Genomic DNA, 23,729 nt, shown 5'->3' on the forward strand with positions numbered 1-23,729 from the left:
GTACCGCATGTCGCTTGGGAGCATTCGTAGCAAAGGCCTACCAGCTCATGTCACAGCCCCAAAAGTCACCAAATTCTCCGCCGTCAACGCTGAGCTCAGTCCGCACTCACGGACAGCTGGCGGGAATTTGGATTGCGTTGGCTTCTTCGGCCGCTTTCGGCCTGTCCGGCTCATTCGCCAAGGGGCTGTTCGAGGCCGGTTGGACCCCGGCAGCCGCGGTGGCGGTGCGCATGGCCGGCGCCGCTTTGGTGCTCGCAATTCCTGCGCTTCTGGCGATGCGCGGACGCTGGACCTTGCTGCGCACCAACTGGGTTTCGATCCTGCTGTTCGGGTTCTTCGGGGTCGGCGCCTGCCAGCTGTGCTATTTCCTGGCGGTTGAACGCCTCGATGTGGGTGTGGCACTGCTCCTTGAATACTTGGCGCCGGTGCTGATTGTGCTGGTGCTCTGGATGCGTCATAAGAAGCGCCTTTCGGTCGCGACGATCGGCGGCACCTTGCTCGCTCTCGCCGGTTTGGTTGCGGTGCTGGACCTGAACGGAGCCTCTGCCTTGGACCCGATTGGAATTTTGTGGGGGCTCGGGGCTGCGGTCGGCTTGACCGTGTATTTCTTTGTCAGCGCCCGCGTTGACGGTGCGTTGCCGCCGATTATCCTGTCGGCCGGGGGCATGCTCGTCGGTGCGCTCTCGCTGGCACTGGTGGGCTTGTTCGGGATCCTGCCGATGCGTGCCGAATTTGGCAGTGGTTCCTTCGCCGGGATGCAGGTTCCGTGGTGGGTTGCCCTGCTGGGATTGATCTTGATAGCCACGGTGTTCTCGTACACCACCGGAGTGATGGCCGCCCGTGCTCTGGGCTCCAAGGTAGCCTCCTTCATTTCCTTGACCGAGGTGCTCTTCGCGGTGCTCTGGGCCTGGCTCTTGCTCTCCGAGCTGCCCGGATCGATCCAGCTTTTCGGCGGACTGCTGATCGTGCTGGGAGTGGTGCTGGTGCGTATCGACGAGTTGCGCTCCGCGCGAATCCGCCGCTAAGCTCCAGCGGCGCAGCGCGGAATCACGGCAAAATTTCTTTCTCGCAAACCTCTTGAGTCGCCTGTGGCCACTCCGTACAGTATGAGATGTGAATCACGTTCGTTTAAATGTGAGTCTCTAACTTTCGGCTTATCGGTTTGGGAGAAGCATGTCTGCACCACGGCGTACCACCTTGTTCGTGAACGGCACCATCTGGCGGGGTGAAGGCACCGAACCTGCCACCTCGCTGCTCGTCGAGGACGGGGTGATCGCCGCCGTTGGAAATGACCTCGGCGGCCCTGACGCGGGCACGGTCGTTGACCTGCAAGGTGGCTTCTTGATGCCGGGCTTCGGCGAAGGCCATGCTCATCCGATCTTTGGCGGTCTGGAAGACGCCGGCCCGGCAATTACCGGTGAGCACTCCATTGAAGCAATAGTTCGTCGAGTCCGCGACTACGCCGCGGCTCATCCTCAGAAGCAATGGATCCTCGGCGCCTCCTACGATGGCTCGCTCGCCGAAGGCGGACTCTTCCGCGCCGAATGGCTGGATGAAGCTGTCGCGGATCGACCGGTAGTTCTCCGCGCTTGGGACTATCACACCGTCTGGTGCAATTCGAAGGCCCTGGAACTTGCCGGCGTCGACGCGTCCACCGCCGAACCTGAGCTCGGTGAAATCCCGCGAAACCCCGACGGGACGCCGGTCGGAATCCTGCGTGAGTGGGGCGCGGTAGACCTGCTCATGAGCGTCAACCCCGGTTATGACTTCGAAGACCGTGTCGAGGCCTTGGGCCGAGCCAGCGAAAAGTACGCCAGGCTCGGCGTGACCTGGGTGCAGGACGCCTGGGTGGAACCTGCGGATGTCGAGGTCTACTTCGAAGCAGCCCGCCGCGGACTGCTGCGCAACAGATACAATTTGGCGCTGCTTGCCGACCCGCGCGATTTCCCCGACTCGCTGCCGGCGCTGCTGCAAGCCCGGGAGTCGGTCGCAGCGTTCAACCACCGGCTGCTGAGCGCGCAGAGCGTCAAGTTCTTCGCCGACGGGGTGGTGGAAAACGAAACCGGCGCACTGCTGGAACCCTACTGCGGCTCGCTGCACAATCACGGGCTCTCGGTTTGGGAACCGGAACCGCTGGCCGAGGCCGTAGCCGCTGTGGTGGAGCAGGGCTTCCAGCCACACATCCACGCGATCGGTGACGCCGCGGTGCGCATGGCCCTGGACGCTATCGAAGGTGCGGTGAAGCTGACCGGTCGCCAGCACGTCCGCCCGGCCATAGCGCATGTGCAGTTGGCCAAGGAGAGCGACCTGGAACGCTTCGCCCAGCTGGGCGTTATCGCGGTCATGCAGCCTTTGTGGGCGCAACTGGACCCGCTGATGAATGTGCTGACGGTGCCACGGCTAGGCGCAGAGCGCAGCGTCAACCAGTACCGGATGCGTACGCTGCATGATTCCGGAGCAAAACTCGCTTTCGGCTCGGATTGGCCATGTTCTTCGGCCAACCCACTGGAGGGGATTTCCATCGCGATCAGCCGGATGACCGAAGAACAGCATCCGGTCGGTGGATGGATGCCAGAGGAAATCTTGGATATTGAAGCGGCGCTTGGCGCCTATACCGCGGGGGTGGCCTATCAGGCGGCTGCCGACCGGCTGGAAATGCCATGGGGTGTTCTCGAGGTGGGATGCAGCGCGGATATGGTCTGGTTGGAACGCGATCCACGCCTGCTGGACGCCGTCGAGCTGCGCGGGTTGCCGGTGCTTGGCACCTGGCTTGCGGGGGAAGAAATGTATCGTCAATGCAGCGCCGCCAGCGGGCGGGTGTAGCCTCATGCGCTCCACTTCTTCGCAAGTCGGCAACGAAGCAGGGCAGGGCCCCGGGGAGCTGAAACGAGTCCTGCGGCTGCCGCAGCTGGTGCTTTTCGGTCTGGTCTACATGGTTCCGCTGACCGTATTCACCACCTATGGCATCGTCACCCAAATTACCGGCGGCCGGTTGCCGCTGGCATATCTAATCACGCTGGCCGCCATGCTGTTCACCGCGCGCTCCTATGGCTTGATGTCCCGCGCCTTCCCGGTGGCCGGTTCGGCCTATACCTACACGCAGCGTACCTTTGGCGCGGGAGTTGGATTCGTCAGCGGATGGGCGCTGCTTCTGGATTACCTGTTTTTGCCGATGATCAATTATCTGGTGATCGGCATCTACCTGCATGAGGCGATCCCGGGGATACCCGCAACGGTTTTTGTCGTGGCCGCCATTGCGTTGGTTACGGTCCTCAACGTGATCGGAGTGGTCTCCATTGCACGGACCAACATAGTGATTATCGCCGTGCAAGCAATCTTTATCGTGGTGTTCCTAGCTCTTGGGTTTTCCGTGGCGTTCGGTGCCGGCGAAGTGGACATGCTGGCGCCATTCGCCGGCGACGGTTCGGCCCCCGGTTTCGCTCCGGTCATGGCGGGCGCCGCAATCCTCTGCCTGTCCTTCCTCGGCTTTGATGCCATCTCAACCTTTGCGGAGGAGACCCGCAATCCGCGCAAGACGCTGCCGACGGCCATCATGATCACCACCTTGCTATGCGGTGCGCTGTTCATAGTGGTTGCTTTCACCGGCCATGTGGCGATGCCAAGCAACGATTTCGGCAACGTCGATTCGGCGGCCGTGGATGTCATGCTGCATGTGGGAGGCAGTGTGCTCGCGGTGTTCTTCACCGCTGCCTATGTGGCTGGCGCAACCGGTTCGGCGCTGGTATCCCAAGGTTCGGTGGCGCGCATCCTCTATGCGATGGGTCGGGACGGGGTCCTTCCGCGCAAGTTCTTCGGGAAGCTCAGCGCCAGATTCAGTACCCCGGTGCCGGCGATCATGCTGGTTTCCGTCATTTCGCTGTCTTCCGCGTTGATCTCGTTGGAAGTTCTGGCCGAAATGGTGAGCTTCGGGGCGCTAGTCGCCTTCTCCATGGTGAACCTCGCGGTCATTGGACATTACTTCGTTGGGGAAGGGCAACGTCGGGGCATCGAATTCTTCCACCACCTGCTGGTCCCGGCCTTGGGGTTTGCGCTGACCATCTGGTTGTGGACGAGCCTGACCGGCCGCACCTTGTTGATCGGGGTGCTCTGGCTCCTGATCGGGTTGGTTTATCTGGCGGTGCTCACCCGTGGATTTACCCGTCCGGTGCCGAAACTAGATCTCACCGAATGACTCCAAGGCTCAGGCTTCGCACGCAAAGACAAGGTCGTTGCACGCGATGACAAGAACCTGGCAGGACCGCGACGCAGACTGGAAGAAAGTAGCGCTCGCGAGTGATCCTGATCACCGAAAATCGGTGCTACGTCTCAATTAGGAGAGCTCATGAACAGTAAATCCGTCATCGTGGTTGGAGCAGGTTCTGCAGGATCCGTAGTCGCTCGTCGGTTGGTGGACGCCGGCGCCAAGGTGACGCTGTTTGAAGCCGGGGGAGAAGACACCAACCCTGCGATTCATGACCTGTCCCGCTTGGGCGAACTGTGGCACAGCCCAGACGACTGGGATTACCACACGGCTCCCATGCAAGGCGCAGCAAATAAACCAATGCACCTACCGCGCGGGAAGGTGCTGGGCGGATCCCACGCACTCAACGCGACCATCTGGGTGCGCTGCGCGCCGCAGGACTTTGACGGTTGGGCCGAAGAATGCGGGGAACGGTGGTCTTGGCGCAATGTCCTGCCCATCTATAAGTCCATTGAAAACTACTCCGAAGGCCCCAGTGAATTTCACGGCACCGACGGCTTGCTCCCGGTAGTCAACGACTACGAATTGGACCCGATCCAGCAGTCGATTGTCGACGCTGCCGTGCAGTCGGGGGTTAAATTCAATCCCGACTACAACGGGGAAAGCCTCGAAGGTGTCTCCAAAGAGCAGGTCAATATCGTAGACGGGGAACGGATCAATACCTGGAAGGCGTACCTGAAGCCGGTGCGCGAGCAGCTGGAGATCATCACCAACGCCGAGGTGCACTCGGTAATAGTCCGGGACGGTGCTGCCGTTGGCCTTCGATACCAGCAAGATGGCGAGCTCAAAGAACTTCTGGCAGATGAGGTGGTACTGAGTGCAGGGGCTCTCGGTTCTCCGCAGATCCTGCTGCGTTCGGGTATCGGCCCGGGTGAAGAGCTTGAAGCGGTAGGAGTGAGACCGGTGCTGGAATCGCCGCAGGTGGGAAAGAACCTGCACGATCATCTGCTTGCACCGGTCATTGCCCAAACCACTACCCGAGATATTGACCCGCCACGGACCGGGGTCTCGGTGTCGCAGAGTCATCTGTTCGCCAAGTCGCGCGCGGAACTCGAAGTGCCGGACACCCAGCCGATTTTCTTCTCGGTTCCCATGTACTCCCCGGGGATGGACATGATCGAAGGAACCGCGTTTACCCTGCATTCGGGGATCGTCACGCCTGCAAGCCGAGGCGCGGTGACGCTGAGCGGGCCGAATCTCGATGACCCGGTAACCATAGACTTAAATGCCCTAGACGATCCGCAGGATATGAAGTCCTTCTTGTTCTCCATCAAGCAGTGCCGGGATATTGTGAAGCAGCGGGCACTCGCCGAGGTCTGGGGCGCAGTGGAGGTTTACCCAGGTCCCACGGTGCAAAGTGATGCGGAGCTTGAAACTTACATTCGCAATAACGTGGTCACCTACCATCATCAGGTGGGTACTTGCCGGATGGGCAGCGATGACCAGGCCGTGGTTGACCCCCGGCTCAAGCTCAACGGGCTGAGCGGATTGCGGGTGATCGATGCGTCGATCATGCCGAAAATTACTACCGGCAACACCAATGCGCCGGCGATTCTGATCGGCGAGCTCGGTGCGCAGTTCCTCATCGAGGATCTGGAGCTCTAGGTACCTTAAACCGCCTTGCGGGGCTGTTGCAGGGCGGACCGAGGGTAGGCGCCGCACACCAAGTGGGGTGCGGCGCCGATCTCAGTTAATCTATGGACACGGCTTGTTTCTCGGATTCGCCGACCGCTTCGGTCGCAGCCGGGCCGTGGATGCGGAAGGCCCCGGCATCTTCCTTCTCCACCGCGACCTTTGCCACATGCGCGGCACGAAGTGCTACGTGCCCCGGCTTGCTGCGCACCACGCGGTATCCGATAGCCAGACCGATGAACCACAGCGGGGTGATTAGCAGTGCCGACAGCGTATCGCTCTGCGTGGTCAACGCCCAGAGGATGAATCCGAAGAAGGCCAGCACCACATAGGGCATGAAGGTGCCACCGGGCATCTTGAACTTGCTCTGCGCATGCAGGTGCGGACGGCGCTTGCGGTACACGAGGTAGCTGACCAAGATGATCGACCAAACAAACATGAAGCAAAGGGCCGCTACGGTGGTGACCAGGGTGAAAGCTACCATCACCGAATCGCCGCTGTAGAGCAGCACCACTCCGGCCAGCAGGAACATGCAGGAGAACATCAGCGCGTTGCGCGGCACCTTGTTTTCGGACAATTGGGCGAAGGCCTTCGGCGCATCGCCCTCAAGGGCCAAGCCGCGGATCATGCGGGAGGTCGAGTAGATGCCCGAGTTCGCGCTGGACGTCGCGCTGGTGAGCACCACGAAGTTGATAATGCCCGCCGCACCGGCCAGCCCGGCCAAGGCGAACATGCCCACGAAGGGGGATTCTCCGGCGGAGAACAAGCGCCATGGCTGAACCGCCATGAGGATGATGAGCGCACCCACATAGAAGATCAGAATGCGGATAGGAATGGAGTTGATGGCCTTGGGGAGGGTCTTCTCGGGGTCCTTTGTTTCGGCAGCGGTGGTGCCTACCAGCTCAATTCCCACGAATGCGAATACTGCAATCTGGAAACCTGCAACGAAGCCCATGAAGCCGGTCGGGAACATTCCGCCGTCGGTCCAGAGATTGTTGAAGGACGCGGTAGCACCGTTGTGCCCGAAGCTGGTGATGACCATGACCAGGCCAACAACAATCAGCGCGCAGATGGCCACGATCTTGATCATGGAGAACCAGAACTCGGTTTCGCCGAAGGCCTTCACCGTGGCCAGATTCAGTACCAGCAACAACGCGATACATGCGAGTGCCGGGATCCAGAGTGGAAGGTTCCCCCACCAGAAAGCGACGTAGTGCGCGATGGCCACCACATCTGCGATGCCGGTGACTACCCAACAGAACCAGTAGGTCCAGCCGGTAAAGAACGCGGCCCACGGGCCGAGCAGGTCACCTGCGAAGTCCGCGAAAGTCTTGTAGTTCAGGTTCGAAAGCAGCAGTTCGCCCATGGCACGCATGACGAAGAACAGCATGAAGCCGATAACCATGTAAACGAAGATGACAGATGGCCCGGCAACCGAAATGGTTTTACCCGAGCCCATGAACAATCCGGTGCCAATGGCACCGCCGATTGCGATGAGTTGGATATGACGATTTGAGAGCCCGCGTTTGAGTTTGGGCGAAGAGCTGGTATCGCTCATGCTGCTGCCTTCCAGGAGTGGTGAGGTGCTTCGATGAGGTGCCATGGCGAATCACTAATGGTTTCGTCACGTTGTGGCAGATCTACGTTCGCACTCGAACCGTCAGACTCCGGGACAAATTTCTCTGCGCCGCAACGTAGCGGGCGAGGTCCAGCCAGGGACCGCCCGAAGCGAACGCGGAGATAGTTTGCCAAAGGGAGGACTTTCGAATCGGGTGCGTACGGTGCGGCACGGTTCTTAGTTCCTCCCCAATCTGTTTGAAGACCTGAGAGTTTTCGCCTCGACCCGGTGAGGGGTCAGAGAGTTGCTCCGTCGGTGAGTATGGACTAGTCCATACTGCTTTCCAGATTCGCCTCGTCGTGGCGGTACGGGTGCCTGAGAGTTTCCCGGGGAGGAATTGCTCCTACGGCGCCCGCCCTTGGCTTGGGCGGGACTCTCCCGCCACGCGTCAACGGCGTACTGCTTGTGATTGCAGTCACAGTATGCCCGGCTCTTTTCTGCTTGCGCAAACCGGCATGGAGTTTATTGCGTGAGCAATCTATGGCTTGCTCAGGCCTGAGCCCGGCATTGGGCGGTTTTGGGGGAGGGGCTCGTTTTAAATATGAAGCGTTTTGTTGCCAAGTACGCACGGTGCCGCCGGATAATAATTTGCGCTTACTTTGAACAGAGTGAAATTTACTGGTCAGAAAGAGGGGAGCATATTCGCGGATCAGCTTTAGGACGAAATAAGTATGAAAATTTTGCAGCGGCTTCCTGAAAAATTGTTCTGGATGTTGGCTGCGCACGCCGAAGGTGTTTCGTTTTCTCCCGATGCTGCGCGCAACGCGGCGGCCTCGGTGTAGTTCTACCTGCCGCAAGTGCCGGGCATCGTACCTAGATTGGAATCGCCGGCCCGAACTATCCGCCGGTAATTAAAAACTAGAGCCCAGCCAATGGGCTGGGCTCTGGTTCATCACTCGCACCTTTGAGGAAGGTAGTTACCACTCTAGGGGCGGCAACTGTTTGGCTACTGTGTGCGCGGTGCTTATTCGCTTTGCACGCTGAGCGGATGCGCTAGGGCGGCGCCTCCTCGACGAAATTAGTTGGTGAAGGGAACACGCTCCCAGCTGAGAATTTCTGCACCCTGTGCTGAGTTGGGCGCGACGCTCACGCGCAGCCACTCTCTTGATGTTGCGGCGCCCTCGACGGTGACCCGCTGCAAGTTCGGAACCGGGTCAACGCCGTAGACCTCTAGCCACGGTGAACCGGCGGCCAGCGGCGCATCTTCGTTGAACACGTGGCTGTCGCCATTGACCAGATACACCGGTCCGCCGAAGGCTGCTGATTCGTTGGCCAGGGCCTCGACGAACGACTTGAAGCCTGAAACGGATTCGGGGTTTGCCAGGGAATCATCTTCGAACCCGGGGGTGAACATATCTGCCTGGGTCATCACCACTACGGCGCGCGCCTGGGATCGTTTCGCATTGGCGAATGTTTCGGCCAGTTGGTCGAGGTTGGCTTCGGTGCGCAGCGCGACTTCTTCCAGCTGTTCGGAGGTTGGTTCGGTCAGTCCGAGCCCAGTCCACGGAGCCAAGGAGTTATTGGATCCTTGGACGTTCACCGCGGAGAAGGCGATACGGTTCTTCGTGAATTGAACGTTTTCCGGTAAACCGATGTCAGCCTGGGAATCTACCCGCATGGTGCCGCCCAAGGTCTTGTTTTCGACCGGGAAGAACATCTCACGCAGGGTATACAATCGCTCCAACGGGTTGTAGGCACCGTTATTGGCACGGTGGCAGTCAACCCATTCGTTGTCGCCCGGGGTGAATACCAGCGGAGTTTGAAGTCTGTCCAGTTCCTTCCTGACTAGGCCCAGGCGTTCGTCGGTGCACCGCTCGGAACCTGCCTTGATATCTCCAACGTGGGCAATGAAGCGAAGCTCGTCTTGCTCGTTGAGTTCACTGACCATGCTGGGGAATTCGGCCAGCTGGGCTGCGCCGTAAGGGATGTCTCCAATGACACCAAAAGTGTAAGCAGACTCTGCGGAGCCCGCGGAATTCGCAATTGCTGGGGCCGCCGGGGCGACGAGAATTGCGCAGGCTAGAGCGGCGAGACCGGGTAGGAATCGATTACGCATGGTTCACTCCTAATTTTCGATGCGAGGCGAAGCTGAAAAGACCTCTGCCACGCTACGCGGCAGGGGTTAAGCGCCGGCAACAGGAGCATGGCACGAGGGTGAAAACGAGCCTGCTCGAGCCATCTTCTCGGAGGCCTGAAACAACAACGGCTACCGGAGCCTATGGAGCATAGGTAGCGGTAGCCGTGTGACGGTTGAAGAAGGGGTTGCGCTGGATCTACTTCTTTTCCTGCGGGTCGGTTGCCAACACCGCTTCGGTGTAGCGGCGTTCAAATTCCTCGGCGGAAACCATCTCGCGCTCCACGCGGAAGGACGATTCCGGGATGCCGAGAACTGCCGAGATGAGGGTGCGGGTGTATCCGGCAATCTTGCGGGACTTCCGAGTGGAGGTGACATGGTCCAGTTCCGGGACCCAGATGTTCCACCAACCTGCTTGTTTGCCCACCACCGCGTGGAATACTCGTTGTTCGTTCATCTGTTGTCCTACTTTCATGGATGCACCAACCGTGAGTCCAGCTAGAGGTAATTGCTTAGAACAGGCAGTCAATTGCTCACTGCCTGTTCTAATGTTCTATCATCGGTGGCATCTGCGCCAAGACAACTTGCGCCACCTAGCAGCAATTGGCCTGTGGCTACTTCGCCAAAGGCGCGCCGTCCTGGCCGACCGGGAAGGTCACCACATCGTCGTATACGCGTCGTTCGGTGTGTTCAAGCTGGTATTCCGAATCCAACTTCGGGAAGACGTATACCGGGGTCAAAGTGAGCTCTGCTCCTTTGGCCTTCTTCGCGATGTCGATTTGCAGGTGTCCGTAGTGCAGACCGCCGGATACGAGCTGTGCTACGCCGTTTTCATCCTCTTTCCAGGTCTCTGGCTGATCTGCCGGGGCTGACCACTGTGAATGCGAGTTGAAGCGGAGCGGTTCGTACTCGCCCTGAGCATTCTGCACCAACTTTTCGCCACGCAGGCCGTCGGCGGCCACCCCCACATCATAGGAGTGGAAGCCTCGTCCGTCGCCGTCCGCATCTACCCAAGAGCGCTCGAACATTTCATCATGGCCGGAGATGACTGCGGCGACACCATGATCCTCGAACATTGGCGAGTAGGCACGCATTGCGGTGCCGGACTGGTTATCGGGGTGCTCATGGTTCGGTGGGGTGCCGTGCACACCGTTGGAATAAGCCGAATGGTGGAATTGGACGAGCACAATCTGGCCGTCGGCGCGGGCTTCGGCCAATTGCTTCTCGGTCCAGTCCCATTGGGCGGACTGCGCATCCATATTCGGCAGGTCAACCTCTTGCTCGGTTGAGCCGGGGAAAAGATCCTTGAAGCCCTGAACGTAGGATTCAAAGGTGAATTGCCCCTGGGTGTCGGTGGACTGGTTCTCGGCGGTCAGGTTGGTGTCGTCCCCGGAGAATTTTTCGCCGGACAAGGTGCCGGTGTCGGTGTTCTCATCGGGTCGGCCATTGGTGGAGTCCAAGGTCAGGACGGTGACCGGCCCATGATCCACCCGGTAGTAGGAGCCCTTGTGTTCGGGGTGCTCCGGGTCCTGCGGCAAGGAGAAATAATCCAGGAAGCGGTTGCGTGAAATTACCGCGGGGGTGCGGTCTGCGTCCGAACCGTAGCCACCGTTCAGGGCCGCATAGGTTTCCCAGTTGCCCAATGCCGGAAGCAACGGAACATTGGAGGCTAGATCGGAGTGTTCCCCGGCGACATGTCCGAAGAACTCATCCCATGCCGGTTGGTATCCCGAGCCCTGTGTCAGGTCCCCGGCCATCATGACCAGATCCGGGTTGGCAGCCTGAACATGCTTGAGGTTTTCGTTGAAAGCGGTGGACTGGTCCAGCGGATAGCGCAAGGTCGGCTGGCCATACCGGGTGGTCATTCCGAAAGTCTCGGCCCATTGCGATCCGTCGCCTGGGCGCTGCAAGGACTCGGAGGTATATCCGTTGACCGGGGAAAGCTCCCATTCACGGTGCTCGGTGCGTCCGCGCGGTTCGGTCTCCGAGTCGGAGAAGGCGACAATGCGGATGTTCTTCCAGGATTTTCCATCTGGCGCTGTTTCGAAAGCGGCAGTATGCGTCTGTCCTGATTGGGTCACGGTGTAGTTGTATTTCTTGCCTGGTTTGAGGCCCTCAAGGGTCACCGAATGCTTGTAATTGGAGTTCGACTTCAGCCAGGAGCCCTGTTCAAGTCCGGGGATGTGTTGATCCAGTTCTGCCTGGGTGTACTCCATCAAGTCCAGGTATTCAGGCTCGCTGCGTTGGACGCTGCTATTTCCTTTGCCAGGCTGATTGCCGAGACCCGGCCCCTGGACTGAGAGGGTTCCTGGGTGGTCGGTTTCGCTGATCCAGTTGATGGTCATCGAGGTCGAGCCTGGTGCCTGCAGGTAGGGCAGAACACGAAATCCGGGTTCTGGAGATTTGGCGGTGGACGCCGGGAAGGACATGGGGGCGCTGGCTGGCAGGGCTGCCGCCGGTGTAGCAGGCGCGATGGCCAGCGGGAGCAGAACGGCGGCCGCGAGCGCGACGGCGGTGGGCTTGTGCATGAGCAATTCTCCTGTGCGAGTGTGATCGCCCGGGTTGGCGGGCAATACCTCGAGGATGCACAGCGCGAATGGACGAAAAGTGCACGGCAGGAGTCGAAGAGGTGAACCTGCCCGGTGATCCTAATCTCCGTTTCGTGGGAAATTCTGGTTTGCCGGGTGCGGGATCGGGTTTTCGCGGTCCATGACGTTGGTCGCGCGCGCTTCCAGCCTTCCCGAATGTTGACTGCGTCACGTTTGAGATATACCTTTAATCACATTTTGATATATGAGGTTCGATATCGAACGTGCGGTGTCGAGTGAACCTTCTGAGAGGGAATCTACATGTCAGATAAGGTCGTTACCCGAGCGCATTTAGCAACGGTTGAAAAAGGCAGCTTCTTCCGGGTCTTGACCTACGCGGGGGCAATAATGGCGTTTTTGATCGGCTCAGGTTTTGCTACAGGCCAAGAGATTTTGCAGTACTTCACCTCGTACGGATACTGGGGAGTCTTTGGCACCGGGCTGCTGGTTCTCGTGCTCATGACGTATGTAGCAGTGGAGTTCTTCGTTGTCGGGCAGGCAAAGAAATATGATCGCCCGTCGCACATCTTCCGCTATTACTGCGGAAAGCACTTGGGGTACTTCTTCGACTTTTTCTCAATACTGTTCGTCTTCTTGAGCTTCACGGTGATGGTAGCCGGCGCGGGCGCCGTATTCGAGGAGCACTACGGATTGTCGAAGTTTATTGGCGGCATCGGTTTGGCTGTTGCGGTCGGCGTCAGCGTCTGGTTTGGCCTGAAGAGTCTGGTTGACGTCATCGGCAAGATCGGACCGCTGGTTGTTGTGGTGGCTATTGGGCTTGGACTGTTGGCGATTCTGCGTAATCCAGCCGGGATCTCTGAAGGACACCAGTTGCTTCCGGGGCTGGACCTTATCCAGGCATCCACAAACTGGTTCATGGCTGGACTTTCCTACGTGGGTTTCTGCATGCTGTGGCTGGCGGCCTTCCTTACCGCGTTAGGTAAGACGGCGAGAAGCCGCAAGGAGGCGGTTGCCGGTGGAATTACCGGTGCGGTGGTGTTCTCGCTGGCCTGCGTTGTCGTCGGGCTGGGGCTGCTGGCCAATATCACCCGGGTGGGTGGAACCGAGATTCCCATGCTGGTGCTGGCGAAGGATATTAGCCCCGTACTTGCCGCAGGAATTTCGGTCATGATTCTCGCCGGAATCTATACCACCGCGGTCCCGCTGCTGTGGACCGTGTCTTCGCGATTCTTTGCCGACAAGACTCTCCGATTTAAGTACCTGACCATCACCTTGGCAGTACTAGGAACGGTTATCGGGCTGATGCTGCCATTCTCGCAAATGGTCAACGTTGTCTATGTCATCAACGGGTATGTAGGTGTTCTTCTGCTGGCGTTGATGGTGGTGAAGACGATCTCACGAGTTGTCCGGCGCCACCCCGTGTCGCGCTAAGCCTGGTTGCCTCGGAGAGATGCGTGATTGCCGGTGAACGGTGAACGGTGAACGGTGAACGGTGAACGGTGATCAGGTCTAGCAAGCCACCAGGGGGATGATTGTGTTCCCGGCGGAGTGGGAATCGTATCGAGGGTCTGTAGAACGCTCGTCCCGCATCCGCGCCTGCGCGGTGGGTTCCTAGTTGCCGACGGATTCGAGAGTGTACCCGGCTTCTTCGATCGCGTTGCGTATGATTTCCTGCTCAACGGCGCCGCTGGTGTTGAGGATTGCCGTGGAGATCCCCTTCGCGTCCAAGATGATCTCGACGTTCTGGACCTCGGGGATTTCGTTGAGTTCTTCAGTTACCGAAGAGACGCAATGGCCGCAGGTCATTCCCGAGATCTTCAGTTCGGTCTGGCTGATGATGGGGGTAGCCTCCGGACGCGGAATGATCTGCAGTCCTTGGCTGGTGGACTTCGAGTTATCGGAACATCCGCAGTTGCAGGCATGGCTCATGTTTGGATCTCTTTCGTGGAAAAGGTTGGAAGGTCTTCGAGGATCAGCGCAGCAACCGGGAGATGGCTGCGGTGGCTTCCGAGATCTTGTCTTGAACGATGCTCGCATCCCCGGACTGGATTGATTCCTCGGCGGCTCCCACCACGCAGTGGCCGATATGGTCTTCGACTAGTTGGAGGCTGACCTTGTGCAAGGCTGCGTTGATGGCTGAGATCTGGGTGAGAATATCAATGCAATACTTGTCCTCATCAACCATGCGGGCAACTCCGCGCACCTGGCCTTCGATACGGTTCAAGCGCTTTCGCAGCGCCTCCTTTTCAGGAGTGTATCCGTGGGGTGCTGTGGGTTGCGCCTGCTTAGTTTGAGAGTCCATACATCAATAATACCCCCGAGGGGTATGAATTGCACGTGGCCTCAATGGTGACTTTCGGTAAGAAAATTATTTGCAGGACTTAGTCTCCGCATGGGCTTCTCTGGCTCGTTGCCTGCCCTTGGAAATCATGGGCCAAGGCGCGTCCTGCGAGTTCTGTCCGCCACGGCTCACGTATGCAACTGGTTTCCGGCAAGTGCGGGTGTCCAATTGCTCACAGACTGACACCGCGCACCAGTTGGTTTCTGCCAGTGATCCTGCGAGTGTTCTTGGGCGCGAGGGCCGCTGGCGGTATGTCTCAACCCGGGGGCGGTGCGCAAACCACGATAGGCTTCTACGTGTGAGCCACAATGAACTTCGCGTGCGTCCGATATCCAGCACCGAGCACTCCGCGTTCCTTGCAACCGCGCAAGATGTCAGCTTCCTTCAGCGTCCCGAATGGGCGCAGGTCAAGGGGGGATGGCGGGGCGAATCGCTCGGTTGGTTCGAAAGTGACACCCTCGTTGGAGTCGCCCTGGTCCTGCACCGCCATGCGCCGGTGATCAAAAAGACCCTCGCCTACATACCCGACGGCCCGGTCATTGATTTCACAACCTATGACCCGCAGGGTGTGCTTTCTATTCTCGCTAGCTATCTGAAAAACCGCGGCGCCTTCCAGCTGCGCCTCGGCCCAGGGCTGGCGATGCGCACCTGGGGTGCGGCGGCTGTGCGAAAAGCATTTGGCAAGGAAGAGCTTGCTTCATTAGCGGACCTGGAAACCGTGTCGGTCAATGAAGAAGCCCATAAGCTCAACGAGGCGCTCGGCGACTTGGGGTTCACCAAGCAGGACGTCGGAATGGACTTCGCCGCGGGGCAGCCGGAGTACGTGGCCCGGGTTGTGCTACAAGATGCCGAGGGAAACCAGCTGGATACCGAGCAGGTCATGGCTTCCTACTCCTCATCCACTCGCAACGAAACGCGTAAGTCGCTCAAGAGCGAGCTCAAGGTTGAAATCGGCGAGACCCAGGACATGGCACGCTTCCATGCACTGTATAACCACACGGCCGAACGCCAAGAGTTCACCGGTCGCCCGCTGAGCTATTTCGAAAAGATGCACACGGTACTTAATGCTGCGGTACCCGGCTCCTGCACCCTCTACATCGCTAGCCACGAGGGCGTCGACCTGGCTTCGGCTATTGTGCTGCGCTCAAGCAACCTTGCGTGGTATCTCTACGGCGCCTCGTCTTCCGAACAGCGCAAGCTCTTCGCGCCCAAGGCTCTGATGCATCACATGATTTCGGATTCCACCGAGGCTGGATGCAGGTACCTGGACCAGGGCGGGGTGAGCGCCACCTTGGATAGCGCACACCATCTGGCAGGGCTGACCAAGTTCAAGACCAACACCGGCTGCGATATCGTGCAAACCAATGGCGAATGGGATCTGGCGCTCAACAAACCACTTGCTTGGGCATTTGAGAAGTACATGAACTGGCGACAGAAGTAGGAACCAAAAACCTTATGGCAATCGAGAATTCTCAGCCTTTCGTTCCCGTTATTCTTGGCGGAGATATCGGCACCTACACCCTCGCCCGCGAATTCTATGAGGCATACCAGGTGCGCTCGGTCGTTGTGCCTGCCTCAGGCAACGGGGTAATCGAGCACTCGGTGGCCATCGAACTGCATCCCATCGGGTCCATGGTTGACCAGGGGCGGGTAGTTGAAGAACTCATCTCCCTGGCCCAAGAGCTTAACGCCGAAGTGGATCGACCGCTGATGCTCTTCGGTTCCCTCGATTTCCATATCATGCTGATCGCCGAGCACCGTGCGGTGTTGAGTGAATATTTTGTCATCCCTTACCCGGAACTGGGAACCATCGAAGGCGCCGCGCTGAAGGAGAACTTCTACGCGCTCGCCGACCGGCTGGGAATTGCGCACCCGCGCACCGCCGTTTACCGGGCCGGAGAAGACCTGCAGGAATTGGCGCAGTCGCTGACCTTCCCGCTGATCGGCAAGCCCTCGAGCTCGGGGGACTGGATCGCCGCCAAGTTTGAAGGCAAGCAGAAAATCCACACCCTGCGGAGCATCGCCGAACTTGAGGACCTGCTCACTCGTATCGACGCGAGCGGCTACACCTCGGGGTATATCCTGCAGGAATACATTCCCGGTTCGGATGACGCGATGCGTCTGTGCACTTATTTCGCCACTCAGGACAAGAAGGTCATCTTCGCCGGATACGGCGAGGTGGTGGTCGAAGAGCACGCGCCGCTGGTGCTCGGTAATTCCGCAGCCATCGTCACCGGGCAGCATGACCAGATGTCCCAAGATGGTGCGCGCCTGCTCGAAGAACTCGGCTGGCAGGGGATCGCGATGATCGATGCCAAATACGACCACCGCGATGGATCCATCAAATTCTTTGAAATCAATCCTCGTCTGGGACGCAATCATTATTACCTGACCGCGGCCGGAGTTAATCCTGCGCGTTTTTACGTCACCGAGTTCCTTGGCGTCGAGTTTGATCGCTCAGACCCGCACACCGATGCGGTCCTCGATACCGGGATCGGAATCTTGCAGCTAAGCCGCCAGCATCTGTTCACCGTGCTCCCGCACCATTTGCTGCGCCGCTTCTTGGATAGCGAAACCGGGCAGAAGGCTGCCGCATTGCTGAAGTCCGGGAAGGTTTCCAACCCGCTGAAATTCAAGGCAGAGAAGCATCCTCGCCGGAAGTTCTACCTGGTGCTCAATGCGGTCAACCACTACCGCAAGTACAAGAAATTCCCGCCGCGTAGCCTGTAGGCATCTGCATCCGGCAGTTTTCAGCCAAGGCCCTGAGCCTAGGCTGAGCTCTTTAACGCCTTCTCGCGTTTGCGTGCATAAGCACGAGCGGCGCGGACTCGGTCCCCGCAGCGGGTCGAGCACCACTGCCGCCGCCCATGGGTTCTCAGCAAGAACCGCTGGCAGGGCTCGGCCTCGCATTGTGCCAGTAACGCTGACTCTTCCGAAGCTAGAAGCGTCGCGGCATCTTCGGTGATCACCGACATCGCATATTCCACCAGGCGCGTGACCGGGTGCTCCGTCGAGCGGTAGAACCCGTTGTCGGGGGAGTAGCGCAGCAGCGGAATATGCGGGGCCGCGGTTAGCGCCTTGTTTAACCGCTCCAGTATCTGCGGATCGAAAGGCTGTTGCGCTGCGCTCATGGAGAAGGCTTCACGCAGGTCTGCGCGCAATCCGCTGAGCCTGTTCTGGCAGTAGGACTGCAATGCGGCATCTTCGTCAACCAGCTCGCGCCTCTTGAGCCAGGCGGTCGTTTCCTCTGGGGAATCCAGCTCGTCGACAATCTTCCCGCCGGGTAGGTGGAGCACGCTGTTGACCAGGTCGAGGCTCAGGTGCTTTTGTGTGCCGGGGGCTGGGGGTAGCAATGCTTCGGACATGCATCTCATGGTATCAGTAGATATTTATCGTGAGGTCGTGTTATCTTGATATCACGTTATAAATAGATTTTATCCGTGATAAAGAGGTTTTACTTGTACCCCGCACCAATGTTCGGATCCGCACCCTTTGCGCTCAATGCCCATACCGGTGGCAGCGTTGGAGTGGGACGCACCGCCCAAGAAGGCTTTAATGCGCTGATCAAGCTCGCACGAAAAGCAGACGAACTGGGATACCACCGCTTCTGGATGTCTGAGCACCACGCGATGCCGGGTCTGGCGGTGTCCTCACCTCCGCTGGTGCTCTCGCGCCTGACCGCAGAAACCGAGCGAATCCGGCTGGGCGCCGGCGGCGTGATGCTCCCGAACCACGCACCGCTGGTCATCGCTGAGCAATTCGGAACGCTGGACGCGCTGGCCCCCGGGCGCATCGATCTCGGGCTCGGCAGGGCGCCGGGCACCGATCATGCAACGGCCACCGCGCTGCGCCGGGGCGAAGGAGCGAATGACAACTTCGCCCAGCAGGTTGCCGAGCTGGTGGGATTCATGAATGACGATTTCCCCGAGGGGCATCCCTACAGCACCGTCCATGCGGTCCCCGGCCCGTGGCAGGCCAAGGAAAACCGGGTCCAGCACCCGCAGCTAGCTACCGAGCTTTGGATGCTCGGCTCCTCGCCGTACTCCGCTCAACTGGCGGCAAAGCTCGGCCGCCCCTATGCCTTCGCCCTGCAATTCGGGGATGCCGACATCGACACCGCGCTGCGCATCTACCGGGACAATTTCGAACCCTCCGCGGTGCTCGACGCTCCTTACTCCATGGTCAGCGTCACCGCGGTTGCCGACGAAGACCCGAACGAGGCCAAGCGCCAGGCCTCCAGCATGGCCATGGCGATGCTGCGCATGTTCAAGCGCGAATCCTTCACGCTGTTCTCCCCCGAAGAGGTCGCGGCCTTCGACGGAACGCTCAACGAACGGTCCATCATCGAGATGTACACCGACCGTGCCTTCACCGGCACCGCAGCCACCGTGGCAGGGCGCCTCGAACGACTCCAAGAACAAACCGGAGTTGACGAGATCATGCTGGTCATTGGGGCCTACTCGGCAACGGCGGAGATCAACACCCTGGAGCTGCTGGCCAAGCACTACGGGGCGTAGCCCGCCTGCATCCGACTCATTCGCTATACCCGACAGAAAATAGGAGAAAATATGAACACCCCACGCCGTGCCCTGATTGTCATCGACGTCCAGCAGGAATACTTCGAAGGCCTGCTGCAGATCCAGTACCCGCCACGCGAACAGTCCCTGGCTCGCACCGTCGAGGCGATCGACGCCGCGCAGAGCGCCGGAATTCCGGTATATATCGTGCAGCACCAGCTTCCGTCCGAAGCGCCGGTGTTCGCAGATGGTTCGGCAACCTTCAAATTGAACCCTGAAATCGAACGGCGTGCAGACAAGGCCGCGAAGGTCTTCACCAAGGCCTACGCCAGTGTTTTTGCCGGCACCGAGCTCGAAAGCTGGCTGCGCGAAAATGAGATAGACACGATCGCGGTGACCGGATACATGACGAACAACTGCGTCATCGGTTCCGTGGCCGCCGCCGAACCTCTGGGATTCAAGGTCGAAGTGCTCTCGGACGCAACCGGCGCCATCAACATCGGCAACGAGGCGGGTTCCGCCAGCGCGCAACAGGTGCATGGAACCTTGATGGCATTGCTGCACTCCAACTGGGCTGCGGTGGCAACCACCGAGGCCTGGATCGGCGCGCTCGACGCGGGCGCGGCGCTGGAAGCGAGCAATCTGGTCGTCTCGGCGATGGAAGGCCAGAAGCAGCACCGGCAGTAGCTTGGCCAAAGGGCGGGCGTGAACTTGAGAGTTCACGCCCGCCGTTGCGTAAGAGGTAATCAAGGGCCTGTTACCCGATGTTCGCTGGCTAGGATGAAGCCATGGACTCCAAACACCCAGTGCTGCCCAAGGGCTTCGGCGCGCTGCTGATCATCGCCTTGGTATTCGCGGCGTTGAACCTGCGCCCGGCGGTAACCTCACTTGGTTCGCTACTGGACCCGGTCATTGACGGTCTGGCCATGAACGGCTTCGTCGCCGGGCTCATCACCGGCGTGCCGCCCCTTTGCTTCGCGGTGCTCGGGCCGCTGGCACCCAAGCTGGCCGGAAAACGTGGCCCAGAAGTGGTAGTTATCGCCGCAATGCTGGCAATTCTTCTTGGCCTGGCCCTGCGCTCTGTGGCCCCCAATACCTGGGTGTTCTTCATCTTTACCGCGGTGGCGCTGGCCGGCATCGCGGTCGGCAATATCCTGATGCCGGTGCTCGTCAAACGCTGGTTCCCCGCAAAAATAGGAATAGTCACCGGCGCCTACACCACCGCGGTCGCCCTCGGCGCCTCGGTCGTCGCAACCGTCGCGGTGCCCGTAAACGAGGCAGTGGGCGGCGCCTGGCGACGAGGACTAGGGATTTGGGCGATACTTGCGCTGATTGCGGTATTCATCTGGGTCGTAGTCTTTTTCGGGTTGCGCAATCAGATCGCGCAGCGCCAGCTGCCTTCCTCGAACCTATCCGTCGCCGCCCTGGAGATCGGGCCGATGAGCCGCAACGCCACCGCGTGGTGGGTGGCACTCTTTTTTGGCGCCCAATCAACCGTCGCCTATATCCTCATGGGGTGGGCGCCGAAGATCTTCACCGACTTCGGCGTGAACCCAGCGTATTCCGGGGCATTGCTCGGGGTGATCCTCGGCGTCGGGGTGCCGCTGTCTTTCATCATGCCGGCACTCGCTGCACGGTTCTCGCACCAGGGGCCTCTGGTGATTATCAATGGCATAGCCGGGATACTGGCGGTGATCGGCATATTCATCGCGCCGGTGCAGGGAGCCTTTATTTGGGCGGCGCTTTTAGGCATCTGCGGTTCGAGCTTCCCACTAGCGCTGACCATGATCGGGCTCAAGGCGCATACCGCGGCCGGGGTGAGCAGGCTTTCCACCTTCGGGCAATCGGTGGGCTACCTGATCGCAATTCCCGGGCCCTTCCTCGTCGGAGCCCTCCACGAGGTGACCAATTCCTGGACCACGCCGCTATTGCTGATCGCTGCGGTGATCATTTTCCAGACCTTCACCGGCATCATGGCGGGCCGGCCTCGTTTTGTCGAAGACAACGGCGCCCCAATTCGCATCGACGCCTAGCCCGCCAAGAGCATTCCGGATCGGATGACCTGCAATCAGCTACTCGGATCCCGAGGTTTGGGCGGGAGAGACATAGACTGAAGCAGTGGAAGAAAACGGCAGCCTGCGCATCAGTAAGAGTCTCTGGGCAGCGGCCATATTTCTGGCCGTCATGCTTCTCTGCCTCGTCGGCGATCCCGCAAGCTGGGGAGAATCCCTTGGCCCTGCACTCGTAGTCGCTGCCGGAATTCTTGCCGTCGGGTTCGCCGTCCTTTCCGTACTGCAAGAGCGTTTTCCGCGTGCGATCATGCTCATCGCAGCTCTGGGGATCTGTGCCTGGCTAGCGCTTGAACTGCCGCATATTGCACTAGTTATCCCCCTGCTTTATTTTCTCGCGGGGGCAACTCGTGCCGGACACCGCACCTTCGCGTTGCTTAGCGCGGCGGGCATCCTGCTCTTCGGCATGGCGCTACAGCTGGTCCAGCGACAAGCACCGGCAGAAATCTTCGATTATGAGCTGCTGGCCTTCGCCGCGCTGGCGCTGCTGGCCGTTGCCTTCGGAGAACTGCGGGCAAACCGCAAGATCCTGCGTGAGCATATGGAACAGCTTGAGCACGTTGCCCGCCGGGCGTCGAACGCGGAAACAGCACAGCAGCAGTTGACCAAACGCGCACGGGTGACCTATCAGCTTCATGACGAGATTGCCCACAACCTTGCGGTGGCTTCGTTGCATACTAATGCGGCCCTCGACTCCGAGCTGACCGATACCAGCACGGCTCTGCGCCTGATTCATGTGCGCCAAGCGGTGACCGGGGCGTTAACGGCCCTGCGCCGTACCTTCGATGCCTTGGGGCATCAAGAACCTCCCGAGGAGTTATCTGCCACCCTCGAAGATGTCGAACGGATTGCCGCCTCGCTGCGCGATGCCGGAATCGAGGTGAGCATCCATAGCTCCGGGCTCGGGCAAACCGAGAATTTCCCGCAGCTAGCCATGCGGATTATCCGTGAGGCCGCCACAAACGCGGTTAAGCATGCGGATCCGAGCGAAATAGTCATTTGGATCCGCGAGAACGATGACGAAAACGGGACCCCGCACTGGACCGTATCGGTGCGCAACAACGGTGTTCCTAGGCCTAATCCGCAAGCCCGTCCCGGGCAGGGCCTGACCCGGTTGCGTACGGCAACCGAAGAGGACGGCGGAACCATAGAGTGGGGACGGCTGGGCTCGAACTACCTGCTGTCGGCAACCGTGCGCAAAGAAAATGACAAGAAATCATAGCTTCGCAGGCCCTGATTCGTAAGCCTGGTGTGCAGTAGGGCCCCGTCACCCGCCATGTGCTTGGAGCACCTGGATCTTCCCTAGTGAGGCCCTAAGCAAAGTAGCTATAGCCGGGTTCGAAAACCGGGCGTAGAGTGAAGGCACCAAACGATGCGGCACTTGCGACAGCGCGGGGCTCGCACACACTATGGGAGGTCGAGATGGGCGATTTTCGGGCATACACCATGGAGGAACGGGCCACGTATTTGGCACCGTCTTGCGAGCGCTGCGGACAGCACCGGCATGTGGTGTGGGAAAAGGTCGAGGAAACCGAAACATATCTTCCACGCGATGCCGGATGCTCCAATGAGGCCTGCACCGCGTAGCGGATGATCATCCGAGGCGATGCGGGGCCTTTCCGCAGTGCCATTCTTGTCGCGCCGGTGCCAGGGCATCTCGTTGCGGTGCCAGGCCGGAGTATTTTCCGGCCCCGGGCAGCTAGCGCAGTCATCCCCGGACCACCGGTGCGGGGGCCTTCGGGCGGCTCGGTCCGCTACCCCGCCAGCGCCGCTCGGCACGTGCGCCCCACCAGGTTGCAAAGAGCAGCACCGCGGCACCAGCGTATCCGAGGGTGCCGATGCGCTCCCCTGCGAGAAGCACCCCGACGAGCAGCGCCCATCCGGGTTCCGTGCCGAGCAGCATGCCCGCCCGTGATGCCGAGGTGTGCTTCGTCGCCCACAGCTGCCCGAGAAACGCGAAGATGGTGCAGCCGAGGCAGAGATAGCCAATGGTGAGCCAATTCGCGGCACCGAAGTCGGGAATGTGATCCAGCAGCGAACTTCCGCCCCACGCGGCAAAGATGGCCGCGCCAAATACGATCTCCATCGTGGTCAAGCCCAGCACGTCGGCGTTCTTGCCGACGGTGAACCGCGCCTCGGCCACACCGAGCAGGGCCCGCGTTGCCGCCGCGGCGAGCATCAGCCCATCGCCGAGGTTGAGCTCGGAAAAACTTTGCCCGCCCACGAGCAGCATGATCCCGATCAGGGCGAGCAGGATGCTTGCGACCAGCGAGGGGGAGAGCCGTCTTTTGGTGAGTGCGGATTCGAGGATCGGGGTGAGCAGGATGGACAGAGCGATGATGAGTCCCGCGTTTGTGGCGCTGGTGAGCGTGACCCCGATCGTCTCCAGAGCGATGGTCGCCGCGCGCAGCGTGCCCAGCATCATGCCGGGAAGGGCCGAATCCCGGAGCCTGAATTGGGGCCGGGACAGATGCACGCACAACAGGATCGCGGCCGAGGGGAGGAACCGGGCGCACATCACCGCAGCTGCCGAGGAGGCCGCCGCCAGGTCTTGGGTTGCCAGATAGCTTCCGCCCCACATGATTGCGACGATCAGGAGTACCAGGTCGGGAAGGGCGCGGCGAAGGCGGGGAAAAGCGGAGGTCATGCTTTTACAGTAGAGAGGCAT

20 protein-coding genes and 1 riboswitch are annotated in these 23,729 nt (G+C 59.9%); of the genes, 12 read left to right on the plus strand and 8 right to left on the minus strand.

The window, feature by feature from the left end:
• The first annotated feature begins 47 nt into the window (after positions 1 to 47).
• The 4 genes from CQ015_RS06725 (at position 48) to CQ015_RS06740 (ending at position 5,866) form a co-directional block, all read left to right on the plus strand.
• Positions 48 to 1,025 carry a DMT family transporter gene (locus tag CQ015_RS06725; protein WP_105649766.1) on the plus strand — a complete coding sequence of 326 codons (978 nt, stop codon included), beginning with the start codon at positions 48 to 50 and terminating at the stop codon, positions 1,023 to 1,025.
• A 148-nt stretch (positions 1,026 to 1,173) separates the two neighbouring features.
• Positions 1,174 to 2,823, plus strand: a complete 1,650-nt coding sequence (locus tag CQ015_RS06730) for an amidohydrolase (RefSeq protein WP_105649658.1) — start codon at positions 1,174 to 1,176, stop codon at positions 2,821 to 2,823.
• Positions 2,824 to 2,827: 4 nt separating this feature from the next.
• Positions 2,828 to 4,192 (plus strand): APC family permease, encoded by a 1,365-nt coding sequence (locus CQ015_RS06735; protein ID WP_105649659.1) that lies wholly within the window; start codon positions 2,828 to 2,830, stop codon positions 4,190 to 4,192.
• A 150-nt stretch (positions 4,193 to 4,342) separates the two neighbouring features.
• On the plus strand, positions 4,343 to 5,866 hold the full coding sequence (locus CQ015_RS06740; RefSeq protein WP_105649660.1) for a GMC family oxidoreductase: 1,524 nt from the start codon (positions 4,343 to 4,345) through the stop codon (positions 5,864 to 5,866).
• A gap of 85 nt (positions 5,867 to 5,951) precedes the next feature.
• Here the strand turns inward: CQ015_RS06740 and cycA are convergent, their stop codons facing one another.
• The 4 genes from cycA to CQ015_RS06760 all read right to left on the minus strand — a co-directional run bounded on the left by cycA (position 5,952) and on the right by CQ015_RS06760 (position 12,113).
• Positions 5,952 to 7,451 (minus strand): D-serine/D-alanine/glycine transporter, encoded by a 1,500-nt coding sequence (gene cycA / locus CQ015_RS06745; protein WP_105649661.1) that lies wholly within the window; start codon positions 7,449 to 7,451, stop codon positions 5,952 to 5,954.
• A gap of 353 nt (positions 7,452 to 7,804) precedes the next feature.
• Positions 7,805 to 7,902, minus strand: a riboswitch (glycine riboswitch).
• Positions 7,903 to 8,529: 627 nt separating this feature from the next.
• Positions 8,530 to 9,567, minus strand: a complete 1,038-nt coding sequence (locus CQ015_RS06750; RefSeq protein ID WP_105649662.1) for a metallophosphoesterase — start codon at positions 9,565 to 9,567, stop codon at positions 8,530 to 8,532.
• Positions 9,568 to 9,784: 217 nt separating this feature from the next.
• On the minus strand, positions 9,785 to 10,042 hold the full coding sequence (locus tag CQ015_RS06755; protein ID WP_105569525.1) for a hypothetical protein: 258 nt from the start codon (positions 10,040 to 10,042) through the stop codon (positions 9,785 to 9,787).
• A gap of 157 nt (positions 10,043 to 10,199) precedes the next feature.
• Positions 10,200 to 12,113: a metallophosphoesterase gene (locus CQ015_RS06760; RefSeq protein WP_105649663.1), complete on the minus strand. Its 1,914-nt coding sequence runs from the start codon at positions 12,111 to 12,113 to the stop codon at positions 10,200 to 10,202.
• A gap of 321 nt (positions 12,114 to 12,434) precedes the next feature.
• Between CQ015_RS06760 and CQ015_RS06765 the strand changes: the two genes are divergently transcribed.
• A complete protein-coding gene (locus tag CQ015_RS06765) occupies positions 12,435 to 13,565 on the plus strand; it encodes a hypothetical protein (RefSeq protein ID WP_105649664.1) in 1,131 nt (376 codons plus the stop codon).
• Positions 13,566 to 13,745: 180 nt separating this feature from the next.
• Here the strand turns inward: CQ015_RS06765 and CQ015_RS06770 are convergent, their stop codons facing one another.
• Together CQ015_RS06770 and CQ015_RS06775 are read right to left on the minus strand one after the other, a co-directional pair.
• Complete coding sequence (locus CQ015_RS06770; protein ID WP_105649665.1) at positions 13,746 to 14,063, minus strand: heavy-metal-associated domain-containing protein; 318 nt, start codon at positions 14,061 to 14,063, stop codon at positions 13,746 to 13,748.
• A 43-nt stretch (positions 14,064 to 14,106) separates the two neighbouring features.
• The gene (locus tag CQ015_RS06775; protein ID WP_096286191.1) at positions 14,107 to 14,436 is read right to left on the minus strand and encodes a metal-sensitive transcriptional regulator; all 330 of its coding nucleotides are present in this window, start codon (positions 14,434 to 14,436) and stop codon (positions 14,107 to 14,109) included.
• A gap of 337 nt (positions 14,437 to 14,773) precedes the next feature.
• On the opposite strand from CQ015_RS06775, the gene CQ015_RS06780 reads away from it, so the two are divergent.
• Complete coding sequence (locus CQ015_RS06780; RefSeq protein ID WP_105649666.1) at positions 14,774 to 15,916, plus strand: peptidoglycan bridge formation glycyltransferase FemA/FemB family protein; 1,143 nt, start codon at positions 14,774 to 14,776, stop codon at positions 15,914 to 15,916.
• Positions 15,917 to 15,930: 14 nt separating this feature from the next.
• On the plus strand, positions 15,931 to 17,205 hold the full coding sequence (locus CQ015_RS06785) for a carbamoyl-phosphate synthase (protein ID WP_105569530.1): 1,275 nt from the start codon (positions 15,931 to 15,933) through the stop codon (positions 17,203 to 17,205).
• A gap of 38 nt (positions 17,206 to 17,243) precedes the next feature.
• On the opposite strand, the gene CQ015_RS06790 is transcribed toward CQ015_RS06785, so the two are convergent.
• Positions 17,244 to 17,840: an ABATE domain-containing protein gene (locus CQ015_RS06790; protein WP_105569531.1), complete on the minus strand. Its 597-nt coding sequence runs from the start codon at positions 17,838 to 17,840 to the stop codon at positions 17,244 to 17,246.
• 108 nt (positions 17,841 to 17,948) lie between these two features.
• Here CQ015_RS06790 and CQ015_RS06795 point away from each other — a divergent pair, with 108 nt between their 5' ends.
• The 5 genes from CQ015_RS06795 (at position 17,949) to CQ015_RS18905 (ending at position 22,648) form a co-directional block, all read left to right on the plus strand.
• A complete protein-coding gene (locus CQ015_RS06795) occupies positions 17,949 to 18,992 on the plus strand; it encodes an LLM class flavin-dependent oxidoreductase (RefSeq protein WP_105649667.1) in 1,044 nt (347 codons plus the stop codon).
• A 51-nt stretch (positions 18,993 to 19,043) separates the two neighbouring features.
• The gene (locus CQ015_RS06800) at positions 19,044 to 19,679 is read left to right on the plus strand and encodes an isochorismatase family protein (protein ID WP_105649668.1); all 636 of its coding nucleotides are present in this window, start codon (positions 19,044 to 19,046) and stop codon (positions 19,677 to 19,679) included.
• A 101-nt stretch (positions 19,680 to 19,780) separates the two neighbouring features.
• Entirely contained in the window at positions 19,781 to 21,025 is a 1,245-nt protein-coding gene (locus CQ015_RS06805; RefSeq protein WP_105649669.1) for an MFS transporter, read from the plus strand.
• 85 nt (positions 21,026 to 21,110) lie between these two features.
• Complete coding sequence (locus CQ015_RS06810) at positions 21,111 to 22,283, plus strand: histidine kinase (RefSeq protein ID WP_105649670.1); 1,173 nt, start codon at positions 21,111 to 21,113, stop codon at positions 22,281 to 22,283.
• A 200-nt stretch (positions 22,284 to 22,483) separates the two neighbouring features.
• Positions 22,484 to 22,648 carry a hypothetical protein gene (locus CQ015_RS18905; RefSeq protein WP_181150366.1) on the plus strand — a complete coding sequence of 55 codons (165 nt, stop codon included), beginning with the start codon at positions 22,484 to 22,486 and terminating at the stop codon, positions 22,646 to 22,648.
• 121 nt (positions 22,649 to 22,769) lie between these two features.
• On the opposite strand, the gene CQ015_RS06815 is transcribed toward CQ015_RS18905, so the two are convergent.
• Positions 22,770 to 23,708: a DMT family transporter gene (locus CQ015_RS06815; protein ID WP_181150367.1), complete on the minus strand. Its 939-nt coding sequence runs from the start codon at positions 23,706 to 23,708 to the stop codon at positions 22,770 to 22,772.
• Positions 23,709 to 23,729 lie beyond the last annotated feature (21 nt).

Origin of the sequence: Arthrobacter sp. MYb221, from assembly GCF_002979835.1 — a bacterium.
Taxonomy (GTDB): Bacteria; Actinomycetota; Actinomycetes; order Actinomycetales; family Micrococcaceae; genus Glutamicibacter.